23 protein-coding genes are annotated in these 22,706 nt (G+C 73.1%); 17 read left to right on the top strand and 6 right to left on the bottom strand.

Annotated features, from left to right (window positions below; all coding sequences use genetic code 11):
* Positions 1 to 205 precede the first annotated feature (205 nt).
* Positions 206 to 1,186, top strand: a complete 981-nt coding sequence (gene holA / locus ACIBPB_RS11350) for a DNA polymerase III subunit delta (protein WP_396839422.1) — start codon at positions 206 to 208, stop codon at positions 1,184 to 1,186.
* Complete coding sequence (locus ACIBPB_RS11345; protein WP_396839421.1) at positions 1,183 to 1,644, top strand: hypothetical protein; 462 nt, start codon at positions 1,183 to 1,185, stop codon at positions 1,642 to 1,644. The genes holA and ACIBPB_RS11345 overlap by 4 nt, the downstream gene beginning before the upstream one ends.
* Before the next feature lie 223 nt (positions 1,645 to 1,867).
* Here ACIBPB_RS11345 and rpsT read toward each other — a convergent pair whose 3' ends face one another.
* On the bottom strand, positions 1,868 to 2,134 hold the full coding sequence (gene rpsT, locus ACIBPB_RS11340) for a 30S ribosomal protein S20 (protein WP_396839420.1): 267 nt from the start codon (positions 2,132 to 2,134) through the stop codon (positions 1,868 to 1,870).
* Positions 2,135 to 2,483: 349 nt separating this feature from the next.
* Positions 2,484 to 3,509, bottom strand: a complete 1,026-nt coding sequence (locus ACIBPB_RS11335; protein WP_396839419.1) for an aminoglycoside phosphotransferase family protein — start codon at positions 3,507 to 3,509, stop codon at positions 2,484 to 2,486.
* 63 nt (positions 3,510 to 3,572) lie between these two features.
* Here ACIBPB_RS11335 and ACIBPB_RS11330 point away from each other — a divergent pair, with 63 nt between their 5' ends.
* The 8 genes from ACIBPB_RS11330 to ACIBPB_RS11295 all read left to right on the top strand — a co-directional run bounded on the left by ACIBPB_RS11330 (position 3,573) and on the right by ACIBPB_RS11295 (position 11,528).
* Entirely contained in the window at positions 3,573 to 4,109 is a 537-nt protein-coding gene (locus tag ACIBPB_RS11330) for a DUF4240 domain-containing protein (protein WP_396839418.1), read from the top strand.
* 92 nt (positions 4,110 to 4,201) lie between these two features.
* Entirely contained in the window at positions 4,202 to 6,079 is a 1,878-nt protein-coding gene (lepA, locus tag ACIBPB_RS11325; protein WP_396839416.1) for a translation elongation factor 4, read from the top strand.
* Between the two features lie 418 nt (positions 6,080 to 6,497).
* Positions 6,498 to 6,785, top strand: a complete 288-nt coding sequence (locus tag ACIBPB_RS11320; protein ID WP_396839508.1) for a GlsB/YeaQ/YmgE family stress response membrane protein — start codon at positions 6,498 to 6,500, stop codon at positions 6,783 to 6,785.
* Positions 6,786 to 7,225: 440 nt separating this feature from the next.
* A complete protein-coding gene (locus ACIBPB_RS11315) occupies positions 7,226 to 7,510 on the top strand; it encodes a GlsB/YeaQ/YmgE family stress response membrane protein (protein ID WP_091269914.1) in 285 nt (94 codons plus the stop codon).
* A gap of 225 nt (positions 7,511 to 7,735) precedes the next feature.
* Positions 7,736 to 9,028: a sugar ABC transporter substrate-binding protein gene (locus ACIBPB_RS11310; RefSeq protein WP_357322615.1), complete on the top strand. Its 1,293-nt coding sequence runs from the start codon at positions 7,736 to 7,738 to the stop codon at positions 9,026 to 9,028.
* Complete coding sequence (locus ACIBPB_RS11305; RefSeq protein ID WP_046571572.1) at positions 9,025 to 10,011, top strand: carbohydrate ABC transporter permease; 987 nt, start codon at positions 9,025 to 9,027, stop codon at positions 10,009 to 10,011. Before ACIBPB_RS11310 ends, ACIBPB_RS11305 begins: the two co-directional genes overlap by 4 nt.
* The gene (locus ACIBPB_RS11300) at positions 10,008 to 10,838 is read left to right on the top strand and encodes a carbohydrate ABC transporter permease (RefSeq protein ID WP_357322609.1); all 831 of its coding nucleotides are present in this window, start codon (positions 10,008 to 10,010) and stop codon (positions 10,836 to 10,838) included. Before ACIBPB_RS11305 ends, ACIBPB_RS11300 begins: the two co-directional genes overlap by 4 nt.
* Positions 10,839 to 10,883: 45 nt before the next feature.
* Positions 10,884 to 11,528, top strand: coding sequence for an MOSC domain-containing protein (locus tag ACIBPB_RS11295; protein WP_396839415.1), 645 nt, complete (start codon positions 10,884 to 10,886; stop codon positions 11,526 to 11,528).
* Between the two features lie 137 nt (positions 11,529 to 11,665).
* Here ACIBPB_RS11295 and ACIBPB_RS11290 read toward each other — a convergent pair whose 3' ends face one another.
* Entirely contained in the window at positions 11,666 to 12,526 is an 861-nt protein-coding gene (locus tag ACIBPB_RS11290; protein WP_396839414.1) for a hypothetical protein, read from the bottom strand.
* A gap of 156 nt (positions 12,527 to 12,682) precedes the next feature.
* The gene (locus ACIBPB_RS11285) at positions 12,683 to 13,468 is read right to left on the bottom strand and encodes an enoyl-CoA hydratase-related protein (RefSeq protein WP_396839413.1); all 786 of its coding nucleotides are present in this window, start codon (positions 13,466 to 13,468) and stop codon (positions 12,683 to 12,685) included.
* 19 nt (positions 13,469 to 13,487) lie between these two features.
* On the opposite strand from ACIBPB_RS11285, the gene hemW reads away from it, so the two are divergent.
* Positions 13,488 to 14,711: a radical SAM family heme chaperone HemW gene (hemW, locus tag ACIBPB_RS11280; protein WP_396839412.1), complete on the top strand. Its 1,224-nt coding sequence runs from the start codon at positions 13,488 to 13,490 to the stop codon at positions 14,709 to 14,711.
* Positions 14,712 to 14,762: 51 nt separating this feature from the next.
* On the opposite strand, the gene ACIBPB_RS11275 is transcribed toward hemW, so the two are convergent.
* On the bottom strand, positions 14,763 to 15,410 hold the full coding sequence (locus ACIBPB_RS11275) for a DUF4870 domain-containing protein (protein WP_357322595.1): 648 nt from the start codon (positions 15,408 to 15,410) through the stop codon (positions 14,763 to 14,765).
* A gap of 224 nt (positions 15,411 to 15,634) precedes the next feature.
* On the opposite strand from ACIBPB_RS11275, the gene hrcA reads away from it, so the two are divergent.
* From hrcA to ACIBPB_RS11260, 3 genes are all read left to right on the top strand, one after another.
* A complete protein-coding gene (gene hrcA, locus ACIBPB_RS11270; RefSeq protein ID WP_396839411.1) occupies positions 15,635 to 16,657 on the top strand; it encodes a heat-inducible transcriptional repressor HrcA in 1,023 nt (340 codons plus the stop codon).
* A 73-nt stretch (positions 16,658 to 16,730) separates the two neighbouring features.
* A complete protein-coding gene (gene dnaJ, locus ACIBPB_RS11265) occupies positions 16,731 to 17,873 on the top strand; it encodes a molecular chaperone DnaJ (protein ID WP_396839410.1) in 1,143 nt (380 codons plus the stop codon).
* A gap of 1 nt (position 17,874) precedes the next feature.
* Positions 17,875 to 18,609 (top strand): 16S rRNA (uracil(1498)-N(3))-methyltransferase, encoded by a 735-nt coding sequence (locus ACIBPB_RS11260; RefSeq protein WP_396839408.1) that lies wholly within the window; start codon positions 17,875 to 17,877, stop codon positions 18,607 to 18,609.
* A gap of 290 nt (positions 18,610 to 18,899) precedes the next feature.
* Here ACIBPB_RS11260 and ACIBPB_RS11255 read toward each other — a convergent pair whose 3' ends face one another.
* Positions 18,900 to 19,661 (bottom strand): SDR family NAD(P)-dependent oxidoreductase, encoded by a 762-nt coding sequence (locus ACIBPB_RS11255; RefSeq protein WP_396839407.1) that lies wholly within the window; start codon positions 19,659 to 19,661, stop codon positions 18,900 to 18,902.
* A gap of 92 nt (positions 19,662 to 19,753) precedes the next feature.
* On the opposite strand from ACIBPB_RS11255, the gene ACIBPB_RS11250 reads away from it, so the two are divergent.
* The 3 genes from ACIBPB_RS11250 to ACIBPB_RS11240 all read left to right on the top strand — a co-directional run bounded on the left by ACIBPB_RS11250 (position 19,754) and on the right by ACIBPB_RS11240 (position 22,692).
* A complete protein-coding gene (locus ACIBPB_RS11250) occupies positions 19,754 to 20,104 on the top strand; it encodes a histidine triad nucleotide-binding protein (RefSeq protein ID WP_046571561.1) in 351 nt (116 codons plus the stop codon).
* Between the two features lie 21 nt (positions 20,105 to 20,125).
* A complete protein-coding gene (locus ACIBPB_RS11245) occupies positions 20,126 to 21,502 on the top strand; it encodes a serine hydrolase domain-containing protein (RefSeq protein WP_396839405.1) in 1,377 nt (458 codons plus the stop codon).
* A gap of 131 nt (positions 21,503 to 21,633) precedes the next feature.
* The gene (locus tag ACIBPB_RS11240) at positions 21,634 to 22,692 is read left to right on the top strand and encodes a PhoH family protein (protein ID WP_396839404.1); all 1,059 of its coding nucleotides are present in this window, start codon (positions 21,634 to 21,636) and stop codon (positions 22,690 to 22,692) included.
* Positions 22,693 to 22,706 lie beyond the last annotated feature (14 nt).

The raw sequence follows: 22,706 nt of genomic DNA, 5'->3' as shown, positions 1-22,706 counted from the left end.
GCGCGGCGGAGAAGGGGGCCGGGCCCGGAACCCTTGGCGCAGGGGTGTCCCGTTCCCGGGATCGACCGTGACGACGGTGCGGCGGGCCGGGTGATTTCCGAGCAACCAGGTGGATTGAATCAAATGTCTGGATTCGCGCGAAGTGCGGGTCCGGCCGTCACCGTCCCCAATGACCAGGCACGATCCGGCTCGGGGGCGTGCGAGTATGGGCGACGTGACCCCCGCCAGCCTGCCGCCTATTCTGCTCGTTCTCGGCGACGAGGAGCTGCTCGCCACGCGAGCCGTCACCGAAGCTGTCGCCCGGGCCCGCAGTGTCGACCCCGATGTGGACGTTCGGGAGTACCAGGCCAGCTCGCTGATGGTCGGCGAGATCGCCGAGATGCTCAGCCCCTCGCTGTTCGGCGGGCGCCGGGTGCTGGTGCTCCGCTCCGCCCAGGACGCGCGCAAGGACCTGGTCACCGCGCTGCTGGCGTACGCGAAGAATCCGGACCCCGAGGTGCAGCTCGTGGTGCTGCACCTCGGTGGGGCGAAGGGTAAGGCGTTCGCCGACGGGCTTCGCGCGGCGGGCGCCACCGTGGTGCCGGCGGCGAAGCTCAAGGGGCACCGGGAGCGGGTCGCCTTCGTCCGCGACGAGGTCCGCCGGGCCGGGGGCACCTGCACCGAGGACGCGGCCGAGACGCTGATCGCCGCCGTCGGCACCGACATGCGGGAGCTGGCCGCGGCCTGCTCGCAGCTCGTCTCGGACACCGACGGGCGGATCGGGGCGGACACGGTTTCCCGGTACTACCGGGGGCGGGTCGAGGTGACCGGCTTCACGGTGGCCGACGCCACCATGGTCGGTGACGTGCCGGCCGCGCTGGAGGCGCTGCGCTGGGCGCTGCACGTCGGCGTCGACCCGGTGCCGATCGCCGACGCCCTCGCCGACGGGGTACGGACCGTGGCCCGGGTCGCCTCCGCCGGCCGTGGCAGCCCGTACCAGCTCGCCAGCAGTCTGGGCATGCCGGCCTGGAAGATCGAGCGGGCCCAGCGGCAGGGGCGGGGCTGGACACCGGAGGGCCTGGTCGAGGCGATGCGGGTGGCCGCCGAGTGCAACGCGGCCGTCAAGGGCGGTGCCGACGACCGGGCGTACGCGCTGGAGCGGGCGGTGTTCTCGGTCGCCGCCGCCCGGCAGGGTGGCGCCCGGTGACCCGAGCCCGGCGTTGGGCCACGGTCCCGACGGACGAGGAGCGGTACCGGCCGCTCTACGCCCGGGTGCTCGGACTGCGCTTCGTCAACCCGGGCGGCGTGCTCTGCTTCCTCTTCTTCGAGGGATCCGTGGCGCTGGCCGCGCTGCTCGCCCTCGCCGAGCTGGTCACCTGGTGGGCGGTGCTGGTGCTGCCCGCCGTGGTGGCGGCCATGGTGAAGCTCAACGACCTGGTCGCCGAGCAGGTCATCCACAGCGCCGCGCAGGTGCCGGAGCAGGAGCGGGACCGGTTCCGCCGGCAGATCGAGCCGGTCGTCGGGCGGGCCCGGGTGCCGTCCACGGCCCGGGCGCTGCGCGCCGGGCAACCGTCGACGGTCCCGGCGCTGCCGGCCGGCGACCCGACGCCGGGGGCGGCCCGACCGGGCGAAACCCTGTACCGCTACGACGAGGGGCAGCGCTGAGCCGACCGGCTCCGTCGGCCGAGCGCCGAGTCGGCGCCGACCGTCGAAGGCCGGCGTCAGGGGCCCACGCCTCGGGCGGCCGTCGCCGCTGGCCGGACCCACCCCTGATCCGTGCAGGTCACTCGATCCGCGCAGGTCACCTGATGCGTGCTCGGCCGGCAACACAGACAGCCGGAAGCCCCGGGGCGTACACCCCGGGGCTTCCGGTCAGGTCTGAAGTGCGTCAGGCCGAGAACGAGGCGACGCGCTTGGCGATCGCCGACTTCCGGTTGGCCGCCTGGTTGGCGTGGATGACGCCCTTGCTGGCCGCCTTGTCCAGCTTGCGGGCGGCCTCGCGCATGAGAACGGCGGCCGTCTCGGTGTCGCCGGCCTCCGCAGCCTCGTTGAACTTCCGGATGGCGGTCTTCAGCGACGACTTGACCGACTTGTTACGCAGCCGGCGCTTCTCGTTCTGCCGGTTGCGCTTGATCTGGGACTTGATGTTCGCCACGCGACAGCCTCGTCTTGATAGCTCGGGTTGGTCAGCTTCCGCGCACGACGAGCATGCGTCATCGCCGCGCGAAAAGCCAGGTTACCAGGTCCGGTCGCGACGAGCCAAAACGCCCCGGCATCCCCGGTCCGACCTGCCCGCCGAGCCTACGCCGACCGCGCCGACCGGGTGGCGACCGGGCCGACCGCGCCGACCGCGCCGACCGCGCCGCCGTGGCGCCTGGTCGACGCCGACCGAGCCGACCAGGGCGGGGCGGTCGGGGGTGTGATCCACTCCGGTTGCGGCATGTCGTGGCATCCGGGCGGCCGGACACCCCGGGTTGCGGCAGGTGGAGTGGATCGAGTCGGGATCAGCGCCAGCCCTGCCGGGCGGCGAGCCAGCCGAGTGCCTGCTCGCCGCTCCACCGCTGGTGCGCCCGGAGGTGCGGGGACGCCGTCGACGGGCCGGCGGCGGCGCCGGTGAGGAAGTAGCCCGCCAGGGCGGCGAGGGTCACGTCGAGCGCGTCGGGCGGGGCGCCGGCGGCGGCCGGGTGGGTGGCGAAGGCGGTGTCCGCGTCGAGGCCGCTGGCGTACCCGGTGAGCAGCAGGCTGACCAGGTCGAACCAGGCCGGCCCGTGGCAGAGCCAGGTCCAGTCGCAGAGCCAGACCCGGCCCGCCGGGTCGAGCAGCAGGTTGTCCACCCGCAGGTCGCCGTGGGCCAGCCCGGCGCCGGCGGCGGCGTACCCGGGCAGCCGGGACTCCAGCGCGACCAGTTCGGGCAGCGGGGCCCAGGCGGGCACCTCGGGCGGCGGCTCCCGGCCGGCGGCCACCTCGCCCCACCAGAGGATGTCGTCGCGGGCCAGGTCGGCGAGGCGGGGCAGGCCGAGCGCGACGAGGTCCGCCGGCGGGTCGGCCAGCGCGGCGGCCACCTCGGCGTACGCGGCGAGGGCGGCGTCCAGCTCGGCCGGGTCCCAGGGCAGCCGGGGGGTGTGCCCGTCGACCGCGGTCAGCGCGACCGCGTACCAGCCGGCCCCGGTCAGCGCCCAGCGCGGGCGGGGCACCGGCAGGCCGGCGGGGAGCCGGGCCAGCACGGCTGCCTCGTGTGCGTACCAGTCGACCAGGTGGCGCTGCCCGGCCAGCTCCGCCGCCTTCACGAAGACCCGGTCCCCGTCGGGGCCGGTGAGCAGCGCGGCGAAGCCCCGGGTGAAGCCCGCCCCGGCCACCCGGACCTCGGCCGGGGGCCCGCCGAGCCGGCCGGCGAGCGCGCTCCGCAGCCCGGCCGGCAGCGCGGCCCAGTCGGGGCGGACGGCGGTCGCCTCGTACGGCACCGGGGGCGGGCGGTTCTCGGGCACGCCACCATGCTGCCGGATCGGGATGTCGTACGGCGCTGGCAGCATCCGGGGCGTGGCGACGAATGGGTGCCGGCCGAGGGCCGAGGGTGTCTGGGAGACTGCGGGGCCATGAGGACCGAGGACTTCTGGCAGCTGATCGAGTCCGCCCGGGCCGGCGCCGGGGGAGAGTCCGACGCGGTGGCCGCGCGGGCGGTCGCCCTGCTCGCGGAGCGGGACCCGGCGGAGATCATCGGGTACGCCGAGCACCAGCGCCGGGTGCTCGTCGCTTCCTACAAGGTCGACCTGTGGGGCGCGGCCTACCTGATCAACGGCGGTGCCTCGGACGACGGCTTCGAGTACTTCCGCGGCTGGCTGATGACCCAGGGTCGGGCGGTGTTCGCCAGGGCCGTGGCCGACCCGGACTCGCTCGCCGAGCTGCCGCGGGTGCGGGCCGCCGCGCTCAGCGGCGAGGAGTTCGAGTGCGAGGACATGCTGGTGGTCGCCTGGGAGGCGTACCGGAAGGCCACCGCGGCCGAGCTGCCGGCGGTCCGTGAGCCGGTCGCGGTGCCCGACCTGAACGACTTCTGGGATTTCGACGACCCGGACGAGGCGCGCCGGCGGCTGCCCCGGCTGGCCACCCTCTTCGTGGAGCCGCCCGAGGAGTGACGGGGGAGGACCGGCGTCCCGGCCGGCGTGGGAGCATAGAGGGGGCCGGCGCGCGCCGGCCCGCTCACGTCAGCCGACCAGAACGGACCGCTGTGCCACCGACGCTCGATCCCGGCGCGAACGCTCCTGGTGCCACCGACCCGGCGCGGATCAGGAACTTCTGCATCATCGCCCACATCGACCACGGGAAGTCGACCCTGGCCGACCGGATGCTGCAGCTCACCGGTGTGGTCGACCCCCGGCAGATGCGCGCGCAGTACCTCGACCGGATGGACATCGAGCGCGAGCGCGGCATCACCATCAAGAGCCAGGCCGTGCGGATGCCGTGGACGATCCGGGAGGGCGACCGGACCGGCGAGACGGCCGTGCTCAACATGATCGACACCCCGGGTCACGTCGACTTCACCTACGAGGTGTCCCGGTCGCTGGCCGCCTGTGAGGGCGCGATCCTGCTGGTCGACGCCGCGCAGGGGATCGAGGCGCAGACCCTGGCCAACCTCTACCTGGCGCTCGAGAACGACCTGCACATCATCCCGGTGCTCAACAAGATCGACCTGCCGGCCGCCCAGCCGGAGAAGTACGCCGAGGAGCTGGCCCACCTGATCGGCGGCGACGCGGCGGACTGCATCAGGGTCTCCGGCAAGACCGGGGAAGGGGTGCCGCACCTGCTCGACGAGATCGTCCGGCAGTTCGTGCCCCCGGTCGGCGACGCCGACGCCCCGGCCCGCGCCATGATCTTCGACTCGGTCTACGACGTGTACCGGGGCGTGGTCACCTACGTCCGGGTGATCGACGGGAAGATCAGCGCCCGGGACCGGATCAAGATGATGTCCACCGGCGCCGTGCACGAGCTGCTGGAGATCGGTGTCATCTCCCCGGAGATGGTGAAGGCCGACGCGCTCGGGGTCGGCGAGGTGGGCTACCTGATCACCGGGGTGAAGGACGTCCGCCAGTCCCGGGTCGGCGACACCGTCACCATCAACACGAACCCGGCCAAGGAGGCGCTCGGCGGTTACAAGGACCCGAAGCCGATGGTCTACTCCGGCCTCTACCCGATCGACGGGTCCGACTACCCCAACCTCCGTGAGGCGCTGGACAAGCTCAAGCTCAACGACGCCGCCCTGGTGTACGAGCCGGAGACCTCCGGGGCGCTCGGCTTCGGTTTCCGCTGCGGCTTCCTCGGCCTGCTGCACCTGGAGATCATCCGGGAGCGGCTGGAGCGGGAGTTCAACCTCGACCTGATCTCCACCGCGCCGAACGTGGTCTACCGGGCGATCACCGAGGACGGTCAGGAGATCGTGGTGACCAACCCGAGCGAGTACCCGACCGGCAAGATCGCCGAGGTGTACGAGCCGGTGGTGCGGGCCACCGTGCTGACCCCGAACGACTACGTGGGCGCCGTGATGGAGCTGTGTCAGGGCCGCCGGGGCAGCCTGCTCGGCATGGACTACCTCTCCGCCGACCGGGTGGAACTGCGCTACACGCTGCCGCTCGCCGAGATCATCTTCGACTTCTTCGACCAGCTCAAGAGCCGCACCAAGGGGTACGCCTCGCTGGACTACGAGCCCTCCGGCGAGCAGGCGTCCGACCTGGTCAAGGTCGACATCCTGCTGCACGGCGAGCCGGTGGACGCGTTCAGCGCCATCGTGCACAAGGACAAGGCGTACACCTACGGCACCACGATCGCGGCGAAGCTGCGCACGCTGATCCCGCGTCAGCAGTTCGAGGTGCCGATCCAGGCGGCCATCGGCAGCCGGGTGATCGCCCGGGAGACCATCCGCGCCATCCGCAAGGACGTGCTCGCGAAGTGCTACGGCGGTGACATCAGCCGCAAGCGCAAGCTGCTGGAGAAGCAGAAGGAAGGTAAGAAGCGGATGAAGATGGTGGGCCGGGTGGAGGTCCCGCAGGAGGCCTTCATCGCCGCGCTCTCCTCCGACTCCGGCGACGGCAAACCCGCCGGCAAGAAGTAGCCGCCGGCGAGAAGCAGGCGAGGGCAAGCCCGCCCGCCGGCGTGCAGTCGGCGACGCAGGCCCGCCGGCGTGAAGTCGGCGAGGGCAGGCCCGCCGGCGAGAAGCAGGCGACGGCAACCGCCGACGTGACGGCCGGCGCCCCGCTCGAGACGACCCCGGTCCGGGTCCGTCCGGGCCGGGGCGCCGGCCGTTTCCGCGTACCCGAACGGATTTTTGCTGCCGCGACGGCCCGCCGCCGGGCCCGGATGGGATCGCTCCCACCTGCGCATTCGCCGGTCGGAGCGGAACCGACGCGGCGCTGGCCGGGGGTGGTGCGGCGATCGGGCGCGGACTGAGTCGGTTTGGGTTTTCGGCGCCTCGGGCATGTATCGGTCACGACAGGAAACACAACAGACCGGATAAAACTTCTTAGAAGGAGCTGACAGTGACCGTCTGGGGCATCATCACCGCGCTCGTCGTTGGTCTGATCGTCGGCGCTCTGGGTCGCCTGATCGTTCCGGGCCGCCAGAACATGCCGATGTGGCTGCACATGCTGATCGGCGTGGGCGCCGCGCTGCTGGGCACCGTCCTGGCCCGTGCCGTGGGCATCGCCACCGAGACCGCCGGCATCGACTGGACGGAGCTGCTGGTCCAGGTCGTGCTGGCCGCCATCGCCGTGGCCCTGGTGGCCGGCGTGGGCCGTCGGCGCAGCGTCTCGCGTTACTGACGCCGCTCGCCAAGCGCCTGTGCGGGCGCCCGACCGACCGGTCGGGCGCCCGCCGGCGTCCGTGCCGGTGGGGCACCGGAAAGGGCCGGCGGCCACCGGAAAGGGCCGGCGGGCACGGCCAGCCTTGAAATGGGCCTCGCGGTCACCCGTTGTCCGGGTGGCCGCCTTCGCGTGTTTGCCGTGGCGACCGGTTCTGGTGCCCGGACCGGACGGCCCGCGCACCAGCGACTCGAATCGGCCCGGGAAAGCCCGGGCTCGGCCCGGATGGACCGGGGAAAGCCCCGGCTCACGGCCCGGATCGGTCCGGGAAAGCCCAGCTCATGGCCGTCTCGAGCAATTCGTCACCGGAGTCGGTTTGGATTTTCGGCAGGTCGGGAACTTAGCGGTCACGACACGAAGCAGACGGCGACGTGTGACAAATTCGCAGAAGGAGGGCGACCGTGGAGCTCACCGTTTGGGGCATCATCACCGCGCTCATCGTTGGTCTGATCGTCGGCGCTCTGGGCCGCCTGGTCGTTCCGGGCCGCCAGAACATGCCGATGTGGCTGCACATGCTGATCGGCGTGGGCGCCGCGCTGCTGGGCACGATCGTGGCCCGCGCCTCGGGCTTCGCCGACACCGCCGGGATCGACTGGCGCGAGCTGCTGCTGCAGGTCCTGTTCGCCGCCATCGGCGTGGCCCTGGTGGCCGGGGTCGGCCGCCGCCGCGGGGTCTCGCGCTACTGACGATCCGCACCGAAGCGCTCAGCGGGCGCCCGACCACGAGGTCGGGCGCCCGCTTTCGCGTTCACCGTGCTGACCTGCCTGGACAGCACCCCTGCCGCCGGGGCGGGGGGCTGCGATACCGTCGCCACGGCCGCCCGCCGCGACTGCCCCCTGTTGTAAAGGAAATTTTCCTACTAAGGTGCGGCGGAGAAGGTTAGTGCCAAACCGGCGCGAGGGAGATATGGCGTGAACAGGTGGAAGCGGCTGGCCCCGGTCACCGCCATCGTGGCCTCGGCCGCGATGGTGCTCGCCGGCTGCGGTGGCTCCGGCGACGACGACAAGGCCGCGGACAACAGCAAGCTGACGGTCTGGATGATGGGTGAGGGCGGCGACGCCCAGACCAAGTTCCTCGACGGCGTCGAGGCGGAGTTCAAGAAGAAGCACCCCGAGACCGACGTCGTGGTGCAGTACATCCCCTGGCTCGAGGCGCCGAAGAAGTTCCAGGCCGCGCTCGCCGGTGGGGAGGGGCCCGACGTCACCGAGCTGGGCAACACCGAGACCCAGGGCTGGGCGGCCCAGGAGGCCCTCGCCGACGTCACCGACAAGTTCAGCGGCTGGTCCGAGGGCAAGGACATCCTTCCCGGCCTGGTCAAGAACGCCCAGCTCGACGGCAAGCAGTACGGCGTCCCGTGGTACGCCGGCGTGCGGGCCATCTACTACCGCACCGACTGGTTCGCCGAGGCCGGCGTGAAGCCGCCGACGACCTGGGACGAGCTGGTCAGCGTCGCCAAGACGGTCCAGGCCAAGAAGCCGAACACCTACGGCATCGCCCTGCCTGGCAACTCCGAGCTGCCGTTCTACTCGTTCCTCTGGGCGGCCGGCGGCGAGATCGCCACCAAGCAGGGGGACAGCTGGAAGTCCGGCTACAACACCCCGGAGGCGCAGAAGGCGGTCAAGTTCTGGACCGACCTGGTGACCGTGCACAAGGTCGCCCCGCCGGCCGCGGCCGGCTGGAACGAGGTCGACGCCCGGACCCAGTTCGCCACCGGCAAGGCCGCCATGGCGTTCGCCGGCAGCTGGCAGGGCGGCGCGATGAAGAAGGACAACCCGGACATCGAGAAGGTCTGGGGCACCTTCCCCATCCCCGGCCCGGACGGCAAGGCCGCCCCGGCCTTCGCCGGTGGCTCCGACATCGCCCTCTGGAAGGACAGCAAGCGCCAGGACCTGGCCTGGGACTACCTGACCGTGCTGCTGAGCAAGCAGAAGGACAAGGAGTTCGCCAGCAGCCTCGGCTTCTTCCCGGTCTACCAGGACCTGGTCGGCAGCGGTGACTACGCCAACGACAAGGTGATGGCGGCGTTCGCGACCGCCATGCAGAACACCAAGCTGACCCCGCTGACCCCCAAGTGGGTCGAGGTCAGCCGGACCAAGACGGTGACCCAGGCGATGAACAGCTCGGTCATCAAGGGTCAGAAGACGGTCGAGAAGGCCACCGCCGACGCGGCCGCCGAGATGGAAAGCATCCTCAACGCCAAGTGACGACGCTGACCGAGGCCACCGGCACGTCCGCCGCGCGGGAGACCCCCGCGCGGCGGCGTCGCCGTCCGGACCGCCTCCCGTACCTGTTGCTGCTGCCCTGCCTGGCGATCATCGCGGTGCTGCTGCTCTGGCCGCTCGGCCAGGTCGTGATGATGTCCTTCTACAAACTGGACAGCGTCCGGCAGTTGCGGGGGGACCGCGAGTGGCCCTGGGTCGGCCTGGCCAACTACACCCAGATCCTCGGTGACCCGTTCTTCCGTACGGTGCTGCGCAACACCGTGCTCTTCGCCCTGGCCAACGTGGCGCTCACCATGATCCTCGGCACCCTGGTCGGGCTGCTGCTCAACCGGCTCGGCCGGAAGATGGCCACCTTCGTGGCCAGTTGCGTGATGCTCGCCTGGGCCACCCCGGCGCTGACCGGCACCATCGTCTGGAAGTGGATCTTCGACGACACCAGCGGGCTGGTCACCTGGCTGTTCAACAAGCTGCCCGACGGGCTGTCGACCACCCTCTTCGGGCGCAGCGACTGGACCGGCTACGGCTGGTTCAACGACCCGCTGCTGTTCTTCGCGATCCTCACCCTGGTGGTGGTCTGGCACTCGTTCCCGTTCATCGCGGTGAGCGTGCTGGCCGGCCTGAAGAGCGTGCCGAGCGAGTTGCAGGAGGCCGCCCGGGTGGACGGGGCCGGTCCGTGGCGGGTCTTCTGGTCGGTGACCTTCCCGATGCTGCGCCCGGTCTTCGGCATCCTCGTGGTGCTCTCCACCATCTGGGACTTCAAGGTCTTCACCCAGCAGTTCGTGCTGGCCGGCGGCACCCAGGACCGGACCACCTTCATGCTCTCGATCTACTCGTACGCGGAGGCCTTCTCGCCGCCGCCCAAGTACGGTCTCGGCTCGGCGATCGCGGTCATCCTCACCCTGATCCTGCTGGTGGTGACCGCCGTGTACGTCCGCATGGTGCTGCGGCAGGAGGACCAGGCGTGAAGAAGATCGCCCTCAACGGCGCCGGCCTGCTGGTCGCCCTCTTCGCGGCATTCCCGGTCTACTGGATGGTCGCCACCTCGCTGAAGCCGAACAAGGAGATCTTCTCGGCCACCCCGCGCCCGGTGCCGGCCGAGCCGACCCTGGACCACTACCGGGAGATCCTCACCGGCAACCTCATCCCGGGCGTCACCTTCACCGACTTCTTCCTCAACAGCGTGCTGGTCGCGGTGGCCACCGTGCTGCTCAGCGGGCTGGTCGCGCTGCTCGCCGCGACCGCGGTGGCCCGGTTCCGGTTCCGGCTGCGCACCACCTTCCTGATCCTGCTGCTGGTGGTGCAGATGATCCCGCTGGAGGCGCTGGTCATCCCGCTGTTCCTGATGATCCAGCGGCTCGGGCTCTACAACACCCTGCCCAGCCTGATCCTGACCTACCTGGGCTTCTCGCTGCCGTTCGCGGTCTGGATGCTGCGCGGCTTCGTGGCCGCGGTGCCCAAGGAACTGGAGGAGGCCGCGGCGATCGACGGCGCCAGCCGCGCCCAGACCTTCCGCAAGGTGCTCTTCCCGCTGGTCGCCCCCGGCCTGGTGGCCACCAGCATCTTCTCCTTCATCACCGCCTGGAACGAGCTGATCTTCGCGCTGACCTTCATCAACGACCAGCACCGGTACACCCTGCCGGTGGCCATGACGTTCTTCTTCGGCCGGGACGACACGGCCTGGGGCTCGGTGATGGCCGCCTCGACGCTGTTCACCCTCCCGGTGATCGTCTTCTTCCTGCTGGTGCAGCGCCGGATGGTGTCCGGCCTGGTCGCCGGGGCGGTCAAGGGCTGACCGCCGGGCGGGCCCCGGTCGGGCCCCACCACTAGGCTGGCCGCCATGACGGGCAGGTTGGCGGCGGTGAACCTCGGCGTGATCACCGAGGCGGAGTGGGCGGGCGACCCGAGCGGCCGTAGCGGCATCGACAAGCGGCCGGCCGACGGGCCGGTGGCCGTCCGGTTCGCCGGGCTGACCGGCGACTTCATCGGCGAGCGCGCCCACCACGGCGGCCCGGACCAGGCCGTCTACGCGTACGCGGAGGAGGACGCCGCCTGGTGGTCGGCCGAGCTGGGCCGGGCGCTGCGGCCGGGTGCCTTCGGCGAGAACCTCACCACGTACGCCGTGGACGTGACCGGCGCCGTGATCGGCGAGCGGTGGGCGGTCGGCTCCGCCCTGCTCGAGGTGACCAAGCCGCGCACCCCGTGCGCCACGTTCGCCGGCTTCTGGGGCATGCCCGACCTGATCAAGCGGTTCACCGCGCGGGCCGCGCCCGGGGCGTACCTGCGGGTGCTGCGCGAGGGCGCGGTGGGCGCGGGCGACCCCGTCGAGGTGGTCGAGCGGCCGGCGCACGGGGTCACCATCGGCCAGGTGTTCCGGGCCACCACCCTGGAGCCCGACCTGCTGCCCGCCCTGCTCGACGTGCCGGAGCTGCCCGCGGCGCTCCAGGAGAAGGTCCGCCGCCGGCTCGGCGTCACCCCCGCCTGACCGCCGGCCGGCCCCCCGGGCACCGACGTCCCGCTGCGGTCCGCACGGGTCGCGGTGTCACGCTGGCCCGCTCGGGCCGCGGTGTCCCGCGGCGCCCGGCTGCGGCCCGCTCGGGTCGCGGTGTCAAGCGGCGGCGGTCAGGTGGCCGCGAAGACCTCCGCGAGTACCTGGGTCGGCGCCGAGCGGCCGGACTTCACCTTGCTCCACGTGCCGTGCTCGGCCGTCCACTCCAGGTCGCCGAAGCGGACCCGCTTCACGCCGTGGTCGTCGGCGTGCGAGACCAGCCAGTGCGCGTACCGCCAGCCGTTGCGGCTGTCCGACGCGGGCACCGCGAAGTCGGTCAGGTCGACCGGCGCGGCCAGCCCGGCCAGCCCCCAGTCCAGCGCCAGGTTCTGCGCCAGCGCCGCCGCCGCGGCCGGGCCGCGCATCGTCGGCGTCGAGCCGACCGTGCAGGCCACCGCGCCGGTGGCGTGGCCGAGCAGGGCCCGGCTGAGCACCTCGGACTTCACCGCCCACTTCTGGTACGCCTCGGGGTAGGCCGACCGCTGCACCCGCTGGGCGGCCTCGGTGACCCGCAGCTTCTCCCAGCCCTTGACCTTCTTCAGCGCGGCGTAGAACTTCTCCGCCGCGTAGCGCGGGTCGCGGATCTGGGCCGGCGTGCCCCAACCCTGGCTCGGGCGCTGCTGGAACAGGCCCAGCGAGTCCCGGTCGCCGTGGGCGATGTTGCGCAGGTGCGACTCCTGGTACGCGGTCGCCAGCGCCACCACCACGGCCCGCTCCGGCATCCGCCGCTGCACCCCGATCGCCGCGATGGTGGCCGCGTTCGCCATCTGCTCGGCGCTGAGCACGACCTCGCCGTCGGCCTCGACGGTGCAGGTGCGGCTCGCCATCGGCAGCCCGATCTGGTGGCCGAACTGCTTGGCGACGAACCAGACACCGAGCAGCGCCAGCACGCACACGGCCACCCCTGCTGCCACGATCGCCGCCCGAGTTCGCACCCGCACCTCCTGTCCCGACAGTCCGCAAGCGTACGTGTCCGGATGGGTGGATCGGGTCGTCCGACCGGTTGCCTCCCGGTCGGTCACGCCGTGGCCACCCACCGCAGCCGCGGGCGCCCTCAGTCTCCCGTCGGCCGCATCGCAGCCGCGGCGCCCTCAGTCTCCCGTCGGCACCCAGGCGGCGGGGCGCTTCTCGCGGAACGCCAGCACACCCTCCCGGCCCTCGTCGGAGAGGAAGTACCCGGTGGAGAGCGCGGCCAACTCGGCGATCTCCGCGCGCAGGTCGCCGGCGGCCGGGCGGCGCAGCAGCTCCTTGGCGCCGGCCAGGGCCGCCGGCGCACCCCGGACCAGCGAGGCGCAGTAGCGCTCCACCGCCGCGTCCAGCCCGTCGGCCGGCACCGCGGCGGTGACCAGGCCGATCTCGGCGGCCCGCCGGCCGTCGAAGGTGTCGCCGGTCAGATAGAGCTCGGCGGCCGCCCGGGGCAGCAGCCGGGGCAGCACGGTCGCCGAGATCACCGCCGGGATCACCCCGATCCGGACCTCGGTGAACGCGAACGTCGCCTCCTCGGCGCAGACCGCCAGGTCCGCCGCGGCGATCAGGCCCAGCCCGCCGGCCCGCGCCGGACCGGCCACCTTCGCCAGCACCGGCTTCGGGCACTCCCGGACCGCGACCAGCACGTCGCCCAGCATCCCGGCGGGCACGCTCCCGCTGGCGTACGCGGCGGCGGTCTCCTTCAGGTCCGCCCCCGAGCAGAAGACCGGGCCGGTGTGGTCCAGCACGATCGTCCGGACCGCGTCGTCGGCGACCGCGGCGGCCAGCCCGGCCAGCAGCTCGGTCATCAGCGGGGTGGAGAGCGCGTTGCGGTTGTGCGGGCTGTCCAGGGTGAGGGTGGTCACCCCACGGGCCGTGGCGACCCGCACGAGAGCGTCCGGAGAGGTCATGCCGGGCACACTAGTGGCCATGCCCGGCGCTCTTCCAGAAGGCGAGTCCGTCCCGCGCGACGGATCGCTGCCCGCTGCCGCCCGCCGCGCCGTCGGCGCCCGCGGCTTCGGCGTCTACGTGCACGTCCCCTTCTGCGCCAGCCGCTGCGGCTACTGCGACTTCAACACGTACACCGCCGCCGAGCTGGGCGGCGGCGTCAGCCGGGAGACGTACGCCGACTCGGTGCTGGCCGAGCTGGCGCTCGCCCGGCGGGTGCTGGGCGACACCCCGCCGCCGCGGGTGGACACGGTCTTCGTCGGCGGCGGCACCCCGACCCTGCTCCCCGCCGACGACCTCGCCCGGATCCTCGACGGCATCGACCGCACCTGGGGGCTGGCCGTCGACGCCGAGGTGACCACCGAGGCCAACCCCGAGTCGGTCACGCCGGAGTCGCTGAAGACCCTGCGGGCGGCCGGCTACACCCGGATCTCGCTGGGCATGCAGTCCGCCGCGCCCGGGGTGCTGGCGATCCTGGACCGGACGCACAGCGCCGGCCGGGCCACGGCCGCCGCCCTGGAGGCGCGGGACGCCGGGTTCGACCACGTGAACCTGGATCTGATCTACGGCACGCCGGGGGAGAGCGCGGAGGACTTCGCCGCCTCGCTGGCCCAGGTGGTCGCGGCGGGGGTGGACCACGTCAGCGCGTACGCCCTGATCGTGGAGGACGGCACCCGGCTGGCCGCCCGGATGCGCCGCGGCGAGCTGCCGTACCCCTCCGACGACGTGGCGGCGGACCGCTACCTGGCCGCGGAGGCGGCCCTCGGCGCGGCCGGTTTCTCCTGGTACGAGGTCTCCAACTGGGCCCGCACCGAGGCGGCCCGGTGCCGGCACAACCTGCTCTACTGGACCGGCGCCGACTGGTGGGGCCTCGGGCCGGGGGCGCACAGCCACGTCGGCGGGGTGCGCTGGTGGAACGTCAAGCACCCGAGCGCGTACGCCCAGCGGCTGGCGGCGGGGGAGTCGCCCGGCCTGGCCCGGGAGGTGCTCACCCCCGGTGAGGCGCACATGGAGGACGTGATGCTGCGGCTGCGGCTCGCCTCCGGCCTGCCCCTGGACGTGCTGGACGAGGCGGGGCGGGCGGCGGCCCGCCGCGCCCTGGCCGACGGCCTGCTGGACGCCGACCGCCACGCGGCCGGCCGGGCGGTGCTCACCCTGCGGGGCCGGCTGCTCGCCGACGCGGTGGTCCGCGACCTGCTGCCCTGAGCACGATCCCGGCCGGCCCACCGGCCGACCGGGATCATCTCGTCGCCCGGGTCACTTGGTGAAGCTGTAGCTCATCGGGTAGCGGTAGAGCACCCCTTCGTTGGCCTTGACCCCGGCGATGATCCCGAAGATCAGCGGCACGATCCAGACCAGCATCGGGATGAAGAACAGGATCCCGCAGGTCACCAGGGTGAGCACCCAGCTCAGCACGCCGACGATCGCCCAGGTGATCTGGAAGTTCAGCGCCGCGACGGCGTGCGCCCGGACCGTGGGCGACTGCTGCCCCCGGGTCATCAGCGCGATGAGCGGGGCGACCCAGCCGAGCAGGCCGGCACCGACGACCACCCCGACCGGACCGCCGAAGTGCGCGATCAGGGCCCAGGTCTTCTCGTCGTTGTTGGCGTAGCCGGGCGGTGGCCCGTACGAGCCGCCGGTCGGGTAGCCGACACCCGGCGGGGGCTGGCCGCCCGGCGGAGGGTAGCCACCTGGGGGCGGGTAGCCGCCCGACGGCGGCTGGCCGCCAGGAGGCGGCGGATAGCCACCGGGCGGGGGATAGCCGCCTCCGACCGGCGGCCCGGACAGTGGTGCGGTGGGGGGCTCGTCCGCTGGCGACGAGCCGTATGGGGCCGACGGCGGGGTCGCCTCCGGCGGCTGGGCGCCGGGGTCCCCCGCTCCGGGAGGGCGAGGTGGTTCAGTCATGGGGGTCACGGTAGGTGCGGCACGCAAGGCCGCACCAGAGCGGTAACGACCGGGATGTCCGGCTGATCGGCCCTGGCGGAGTGTGCCCGGGGCCGCACGAGGGGTCCGTCGCTGATCATCGCGTCAACGGGCCCGCCGACGTAGACTGGCACTCGCTACAGTCGAGTGCCAGGCCGCCTGGCCGGTGCGCCGGCGGGTCGAGGTGCGTCAGGGAGGTGGGGGAGATGGGTCTCGACGACCGCAAGCTCGCCGTGCTGCGCGCGATCGTCGAGGACTACGTCGCCACGCAGGAGCCGGTCGGCAGCAAGGCCCTGGTCGAGCGCCACCAGCTGGGCGTCTCCCCGGCCACCGTACGCAACGACATGGCGGTGCTGGAGGAGGAGGGCTACATCCGGCAGCCGCACACCAGCGCCGGCCGGGTGCCCACCGACCGCGGCTACCGGCTCTTCGTCGACCGGCTCTCCCGGGTCAAGCCGCTCAGCCCGGCCGAGCGCCGGGCGATCGAGCGGTTCCTGGTCGGCGCGGTCGACCTGGACGACGTGGTGCACCGCACGGTCCGGCTGCTGGCCCAGCTCACCCGCCAGGTCGCCGTCGTGCAGTACCCGAGCCTGGCCCGCTCCAAGGTGCGCCACCTGGAGCTGGTGCCGATCTCCACCACCCGGCTGATGGTCGTCATGATCGCCGACACCGGCCGGGTCGAGCAGCGGCTGGTGGAGATGCCCGGTCCGGTCCCCGCCGAGGACGTCACCGACCTGCGCCGGCTGGTCAACGAGAAGCTGGTCGGCAGCCGGCTCTCGGAGACCCCGCCGCTGGTCCAGGCGCTGGTCGACGAGTCCACCCCGCGGCTGCGCCCGGCCATGGCCACGCTCTCCACCGTGCTGCTGGAGACGCTGGTCGAACGGCACGAGGAGCGCATCGCGCTGGCCGGCCAGGCCAACCTCACCCGGGGTGGCCTGCTCGACTTCCAGGGCTCGCTGCGGCCCATCCTGGAGGCGCTCGAAGAAGAGGTCGTGCTGCTCAAGCTGATCGGCGAGACGGAGCCGAGCACCACCCGGGTGCTGATCGGCGACGAGAACGAATTCGACAACCTGCGGGCCGCCTCGGTGGTCAGCACCGGCTACGGACCGGGCCGCACCATCGTCGGTGGGCTCGGTGTGCTCGGGCCGACCCGGATGGACTACCCCGGCAATATCGCCATGGTGCGGGCCGTGGCACGCTACGTGGGCGAACTGCTGGCCCAGAACTGACCAGTCAGGGCCGACGGCCGACCTGCGGCCGACGCGGCGCAACGCGAGACGAAACACGAGGACACCGAACGCAGTGGCCAGGGACTACTACGGCATTCTCGGCGTGAGCCGGGACGCCTCCGACGACGAGATCAAGCGCGCCTACCGCAAGCTGGCGCGGCAGTTCCACCCGGACGTGAATCCGGACCCGGAGGCACAGGAGAAGTTCAAGGACATCAACGCCGCGTACGAGGTCCTCTCGGACGATCGGAAACGGCAGATCGTCGACCTGGGCGGCGACCCGCTCGCGCCGGGCGGCGGGGGCGGCGGCCCGGGCGGCCCCGGCGGCGCCGGCCCGTTCGTCGGGTTCCAGGACATCATGGACGCGTTCTTCGGCGGCGCGGCCGGCGGCGCCCGCGGCCCGCGGCCGCGCACCCGGCCGGGCGCCGACGCGATCCTGCGGCTGGAGCTGGACCTCAACGAGACCGCCTTCGGCGTCGAGGCCCCGATCACGGTGGACACCGCGGTGCTCTGCACCACCTGCTCCGGCGCGGGCACGGCGGCCGGCACCCACCTGGCGACCTGCGAGGCGTGCGGCGGCCGGGGTGAGGTGCAGTCCGTCCAGCGGACCTTCCTCGGCCAGGTGGTCTCCGCCCGGCCGTGCACCGTCTGCCAGGGCTACGGCACCACCATCCCGCACCCCTGCCCGACCTGCGCGGGCGACGGCCGGGTGCGGACCCGGCGCTCGCTCACCGTCAAGATCCCGGCCGGGGTCGAGGACGGCATGCGGATCCGGCTGGCCCAGCAGGGCGAGGTGGGCCCGGGCGGCGGCACCGCCGGCGACCTCTACGTGGAGATCCACGAGCGGCCGCACGACGTCTACTCCCGCAAGGGCGACGACCTGCACTGCCGGGTCACCGTGCCGATGACCGCCGCCGCGCTCGGCACCCGGCTGACCATCAAGACGCTGGACAGCGAGGAGCCCGTCGACGTCAAGCCGGGCACCCAGCCGGGCAGCACGCTGCGGCTGCGCGCCCGGGGCGTACCGCACCTGCGGGGCACCGGCCGGGGCGACCTCTACGTCCACCTGGACGTGCGGACCCCCACCAAGCTCGACGCCGACCAGGAGCGGATGCTGCGCGACTTCGCCAAGACCCGGGGCGAGGAGGTCGCCGAGCTGACCAAGCAGGGCGGCTTCTTCTCCCGGATGCGCGACGCCTTCAACGGGCACGCCTGACGTGTCGGCCCCGCTGTTCCTGGTCGAGGCGCTGCCCACCGGGGACACGCTGACCCTGGACGGCCCGGAGGGGCACCACGCCGCGACCGTGCAGCGGCTGCGCGCCGGCGAGGAGTTGCTGCTCGCCGACGGGCGGGGCGGCACGGCCGCCGCGGTGGTCACCGCCGTCGGCCGGGGCACCCTCGACCTCGCCATCACCTCCCGGGGGTACGTCGACGCCGCCGTACCCCGGCTCGTGGTGGTGCAGGGCATCGCCAAGGGCGACCGGGGCGAGTTGGCCGTGCAGGCGATGACCGAGGTCGGGGTGGACGAGATCGTCCCCTGGGCGGCGTCCCGCTCGGTGGTGCAGTGGCGCGGCGAGCGGGGCGTACGGGCCCGGGAGAAGTGGGCGGCCACCGCCCGGGAGGCGGCCAAACAGGCCCGCCGGGCGTGGCTGCCCGTGGTGGCCGGTACGCCGGACGAGTCGACCGGCACGGTGACCCGGCGGATCGCCGGGGCGGCCGCCGCGTTCGTCCTGCACGAGGAGGCCACGGACCGGCTGACCACCGCGGCGCTGCCGTCGACCGGCGAGATCGTGCTGGTGGTGGGCCCGGAGGGGGGCATCGCCGGGCCCGAGATCTCCGCCTTCCGCGAGGCCGGCGCCTGCCCGGTCCGCCTCGGCACCTCGGTCCTGCGCACCTCCACGGCCGGCGTGGCCGCCCTCAGCGTCCTCTCCACCCGCCTCTCCCGCTGGTAACCCGCCCGCGCACCCCCGCGTCCCCGCGCGCCCTGGGCGGCCCCGCGCACCCCCGCGTCCCCGCGCGCCCTGGGCGGCCCCGCGCGTCCCCCGACCCCGCCCGTCCCGGGTGCCCCGCTCGTCCCGGGCGTCCCCGCGCCCTCGCCGCGTCGATCATGGAGTTGTGGTGCCCATTTGGTAGTGATATGCCCGCTTTGTAAGGTGCCATAACTCCATGATCGCCGGGGGTGGCGGGAGCGGGAGGCGGGAGCGGGGAGGCGGGGGTGGGGTGGGGTGGGGTGGGGTGGGGGTTAGGTGCGGAGGTAGGAGGCGCCGTTGAGGTCGATGATGGTGCCGGAGGCCCACTCGGCCTCGGGGCTGGCGAGCCAGTGCACGGCGGCGGCGATCTCGTCGGGGCGGGCGACCCGGTTGAACGGGCTCTGGGCGCGGATCGCGGCGCCCCGCTCGCCGCTGAGGTGCGTGGTGGTCATGTCCGTCTCGACGAAACCGGGCGCGACCGTCGCGACCGCGATGCCGTAGGGGGCCAGGGCCAGCGCCAGGGACTGCCCGAGCGCGTTCAGCCCGGCCTTGCTCGCGCCGTACGCGGGCTGCTCCGGCTCGCCCCGGAACGCGCCCCGGGACGAGACGTTGACGATCCGGCCGCCCCGCCCGCGCATGTGCTGCGCGGCGCACCAGGTGACGTTGGCGGCACCGGTCAGGTTGGTCTCCAGCACCAGCCGCCACTGCTCGCGCCACTGCTCGTAGGTGTTGCCGAAGACCGGGTGCGGGAGGTCCCGGGGTCCGTACACGCCGGCGTTGTTGACCAGCACGTCCAGGCCGCCGAGCCGGTGGGCCGCGTCGTCGACCATGGCCCGGACGGCCGCCGGGTCGGCGAGGTCGGCGCGGACCACCAGGTGACCGTCCCCGGGCAACTCGGCGCGCAGCGCCTCGGCCAGCTCAGCCGAGTCGCGGTGGTGGATCGCCACCCGGTCGCCGCCCGCCGCGAACGCCCGCGCCACCGCCCGGCCGATGCCGCGCGAGGCCCCTGTCACCAGTACCGCCCGTCCCGCCATGCCGGCCATCCTGCCCCACCCGGCCGGCCGGTCCGGCACGGGCCCTTCCCGGCGTACACCGCGTTGACCGGGTCCTTCCTTACACTGCCCGGATGGGAACCGACTGCCTGTTCTGCCGGATCGTCGCCGGGGAGATCCCGGCCACCATCGTGCGGGAGACCGCCACCACCCTCGCCTTCCGGGACATCGACCCCAAGGCGCCCACCCACGTGCTGGTGATCCCCAAGGAGCACTACGCGGACGTGGCGACGCTGGCCGAGGGCGACCCGGCGCTCGCCGCCGACGTGCTGGCCACGGCCGCCGTGGTGGCCGAGGAGGAGGGGCTGACCGCGGACGGCTTCCGGCTGATGTTCAACACCGGCCCGTACGGCGGCCAGGAGGTCTTCCACGTGCACGCGCACCTGCTCGGCGGCGCCCCGCTCGGTCCGATGCTCTGCCGCTGAGCGGCTGCCTAGACTGCCCACATGATCACGGTGCATGACCGGCTCGGCCGGATGGTGCGGCAGGCGCAGGCCCAGGGGCGGATCCCGGCGGTGTCGGTGGCCCTGCACCGGGCCGACCGCCCGCTCTGGACCTGCACGGTCGGCGGGACCGGCAACGACACCCCGCTCGACCCGGAGACCGTGTTCCGGATCGGCTCGGTCACCAAGACCTTCACCGCGGTGCTGGTCATGCAGTGCCGCGACGAGGGGCTGCTCGACCTCGACGACCCGATCGGGCGGCACCTCGACCTGCCGGCACACGGCGAGCTGACCGTACGCCGGCTGCTGTCGCACACCGCGGGCCTGCAGCGCGAGCCGCACGGCGACGTGTGGGACAGCCTGCGCGCCCCGGACGTCGACCAGCTCCTCGCCGACCTGGCCCGGGTGGAGCGGGTCCTGCCCACCGGGCGGCGCTACCACTACTCCAACCTGGGCATGGCGCTGCTGGGCGAGCTGGTCGCCCGGCGGCGCGGCGGGACCTGGGCCGAGGTGCTGGCCGACCGGGTGCTGACTCCGCTCCGGCTCACCGCGACCCGGCCCGACCCGGGGCCGCGGGCGGCGACCGGGTACCTGGTCGACGCGTACTCCGACGAGGCCCGGCCGGAGCCGCCCACCGACTTCGGCGCGGTGGCCCCCGCCGCGCAGCTCTGGAGCACCGCGACGGACCTGGCCCGCTGGACGGCCTTCCTGGCCGACCCGGCGGCGCTCGACCCGGCCGGCGCGGTGCTCGCCCCGGCCACCCTCGACGAGATGCGCTGGCCGCTGACCAGCACCGACGAGACGGTCTGGGCGGCCGGTTTCGGCCTCGGCCTGATCCTGGTGCCGCAGCCGGGGCGGGTGATGCACGTGGGGCACGACGGGGCCATGCCCGGTTTCCTGGCCGCCGCCTACGGCCGCCGCGGCGGGGACGGTACGGCGGGGGCGATGAGCTGTGCGGTGCTGGGCTCCTCCGGCACCGGCGTGGCGGTCTTCGACCTGCCGCACCGGCTGCTCGCCGCCGCGGCCGAGCACGACCCGGCCGACGTCGAGCCGTGGGCGCCCGGTCCGCCCGCCCCGGAGCACCTGCGCGGCGTGCTGGGCCGCTGGTGGGGGGAGGGCTTCGAGTACGTCTTCTCCTGGCACGACGGGGCGCTGCGGGCCCGGGGCGCGGACGACCCGGCCGGCAAGCCGCCCGCCGTGTTCGCCCCGCTGCCGGACCGGCCGGACGTGTTCCGTACCGTCGCCGGCCGGGAGGTGGGCGAGCTGCTCCGGCTCACCCGCGACGAGCGCGGCGCGGTGGTCCGGATGCACTGGGCCACCTACCGCTTCACCCGGGCCCAGGAGACCTTCGAGGGGTACGACTTCCGCACCGGTAGTTGACCTTCGACCACGGGAAATGGGCGCGGTGCGTGCGGTGTTGACCCGATACGATGGATGAGTCGTCCGCCGCGCCAGCAGGGGCCCGGCGCCGAGATCGAGAGCAGGTGGCGCAGGGCCGGACGGCCCGAGCTATGACGGACACCCCACCTCCCGCCCCGCCCCGGGTGCAGACCAGGATCACGGTCCCCGACCAGAAGATCATGGTGAACCTGCTCGGTGCGGGCGACGAGATCCTCCGGCTTGTCGAACGCTCCGTCAACAGTGACGTCCACGTGCGGGGCAACGAGATCACCATCACCGGCGCCCCCGGGGACAACGCCCTCGCCGAGCGCCTCTTCAGCGAGCTGCTCGAACTCATCGAGAAAGGCGAGACCCTGACCACAGACGCCGTCCGGCGTACCGTCGGCATGCTCGAGCAGGGCAGCGCCGAGCGGCCTGCCGAGGTCCTGACGCTCAACATCCTCTCCCGGCGCGGCCGCACCATCCGCCCCAAGACCCTCGGCCAGAAGCGCTACGTCGACGCGATCGACGCGCACACCATCGTCTTCGGCATCGGCCCGGCCGGCACCGGCAAGACCTACCTGGCCATGGCGAAGGCGGTCCAGGCGCTGCAGGCCAAGCAGGTCAACCGGATCATCCTGACCCGGCCGGCGGTCGAGGCGGGGGAGCGGCTGGGCTTCCTGCCCGGCACCCTGAACGAGAAGATCGACCCCTACCTGCGCCCGCTGTACGACGCGCTGCACGACATGCTCGACCCGGAGTCCATCCCGAAGCTGATGGCCGCCGGCACCATCGAGGTGGCGCCGCTGGCGTACATGCGCGGGCGTACCCTCAACGACGCGTTCATCATCCTGGACGAGGCGCAGAACACCACGCCCGAGCAGATGAAGATGTTCCTCACCCGGCTCGGCTTCGGTTCCAAGATCGTGGTCACCGGTGACGTCACCCAGGTGGACCTTCCCGGCGGGACGACCAGCGGCCTGCGGGTGGTCCGGGACATCCTGAGCAACGTCGAGGACGTGCACTTCGCCCAGCTCTCCAGCGCCGACGTGGTCCGCCACAAGCTGGTGGGCGAGATCGTCGACGCGTACGCCCGCTGGGACGCCGAGCGGGAGAACCAGCAGGCGCAGAGCGTGCACGCCGTGCCCGGGCGGACCGCCCAGGGCGGCCGGGCCGGCCGGCGCCGCTAACCACCAGAGGAAGA

Source organism: Micromonospora sp. NPDC049836, assembly GCF_044465125.1.
In the GTDB taxonomy this organism is placed as follows: Bacteria; Actinomycetota; Actinomycetes; order Mycobacteriales; family Micromonosporaceae; genus Micromonospora.
The sequence above is the reverse complement of the archived record's forward strand: the minus strand, read 5'-3'. Positions and strand labels throughout refer to the sequence as shown.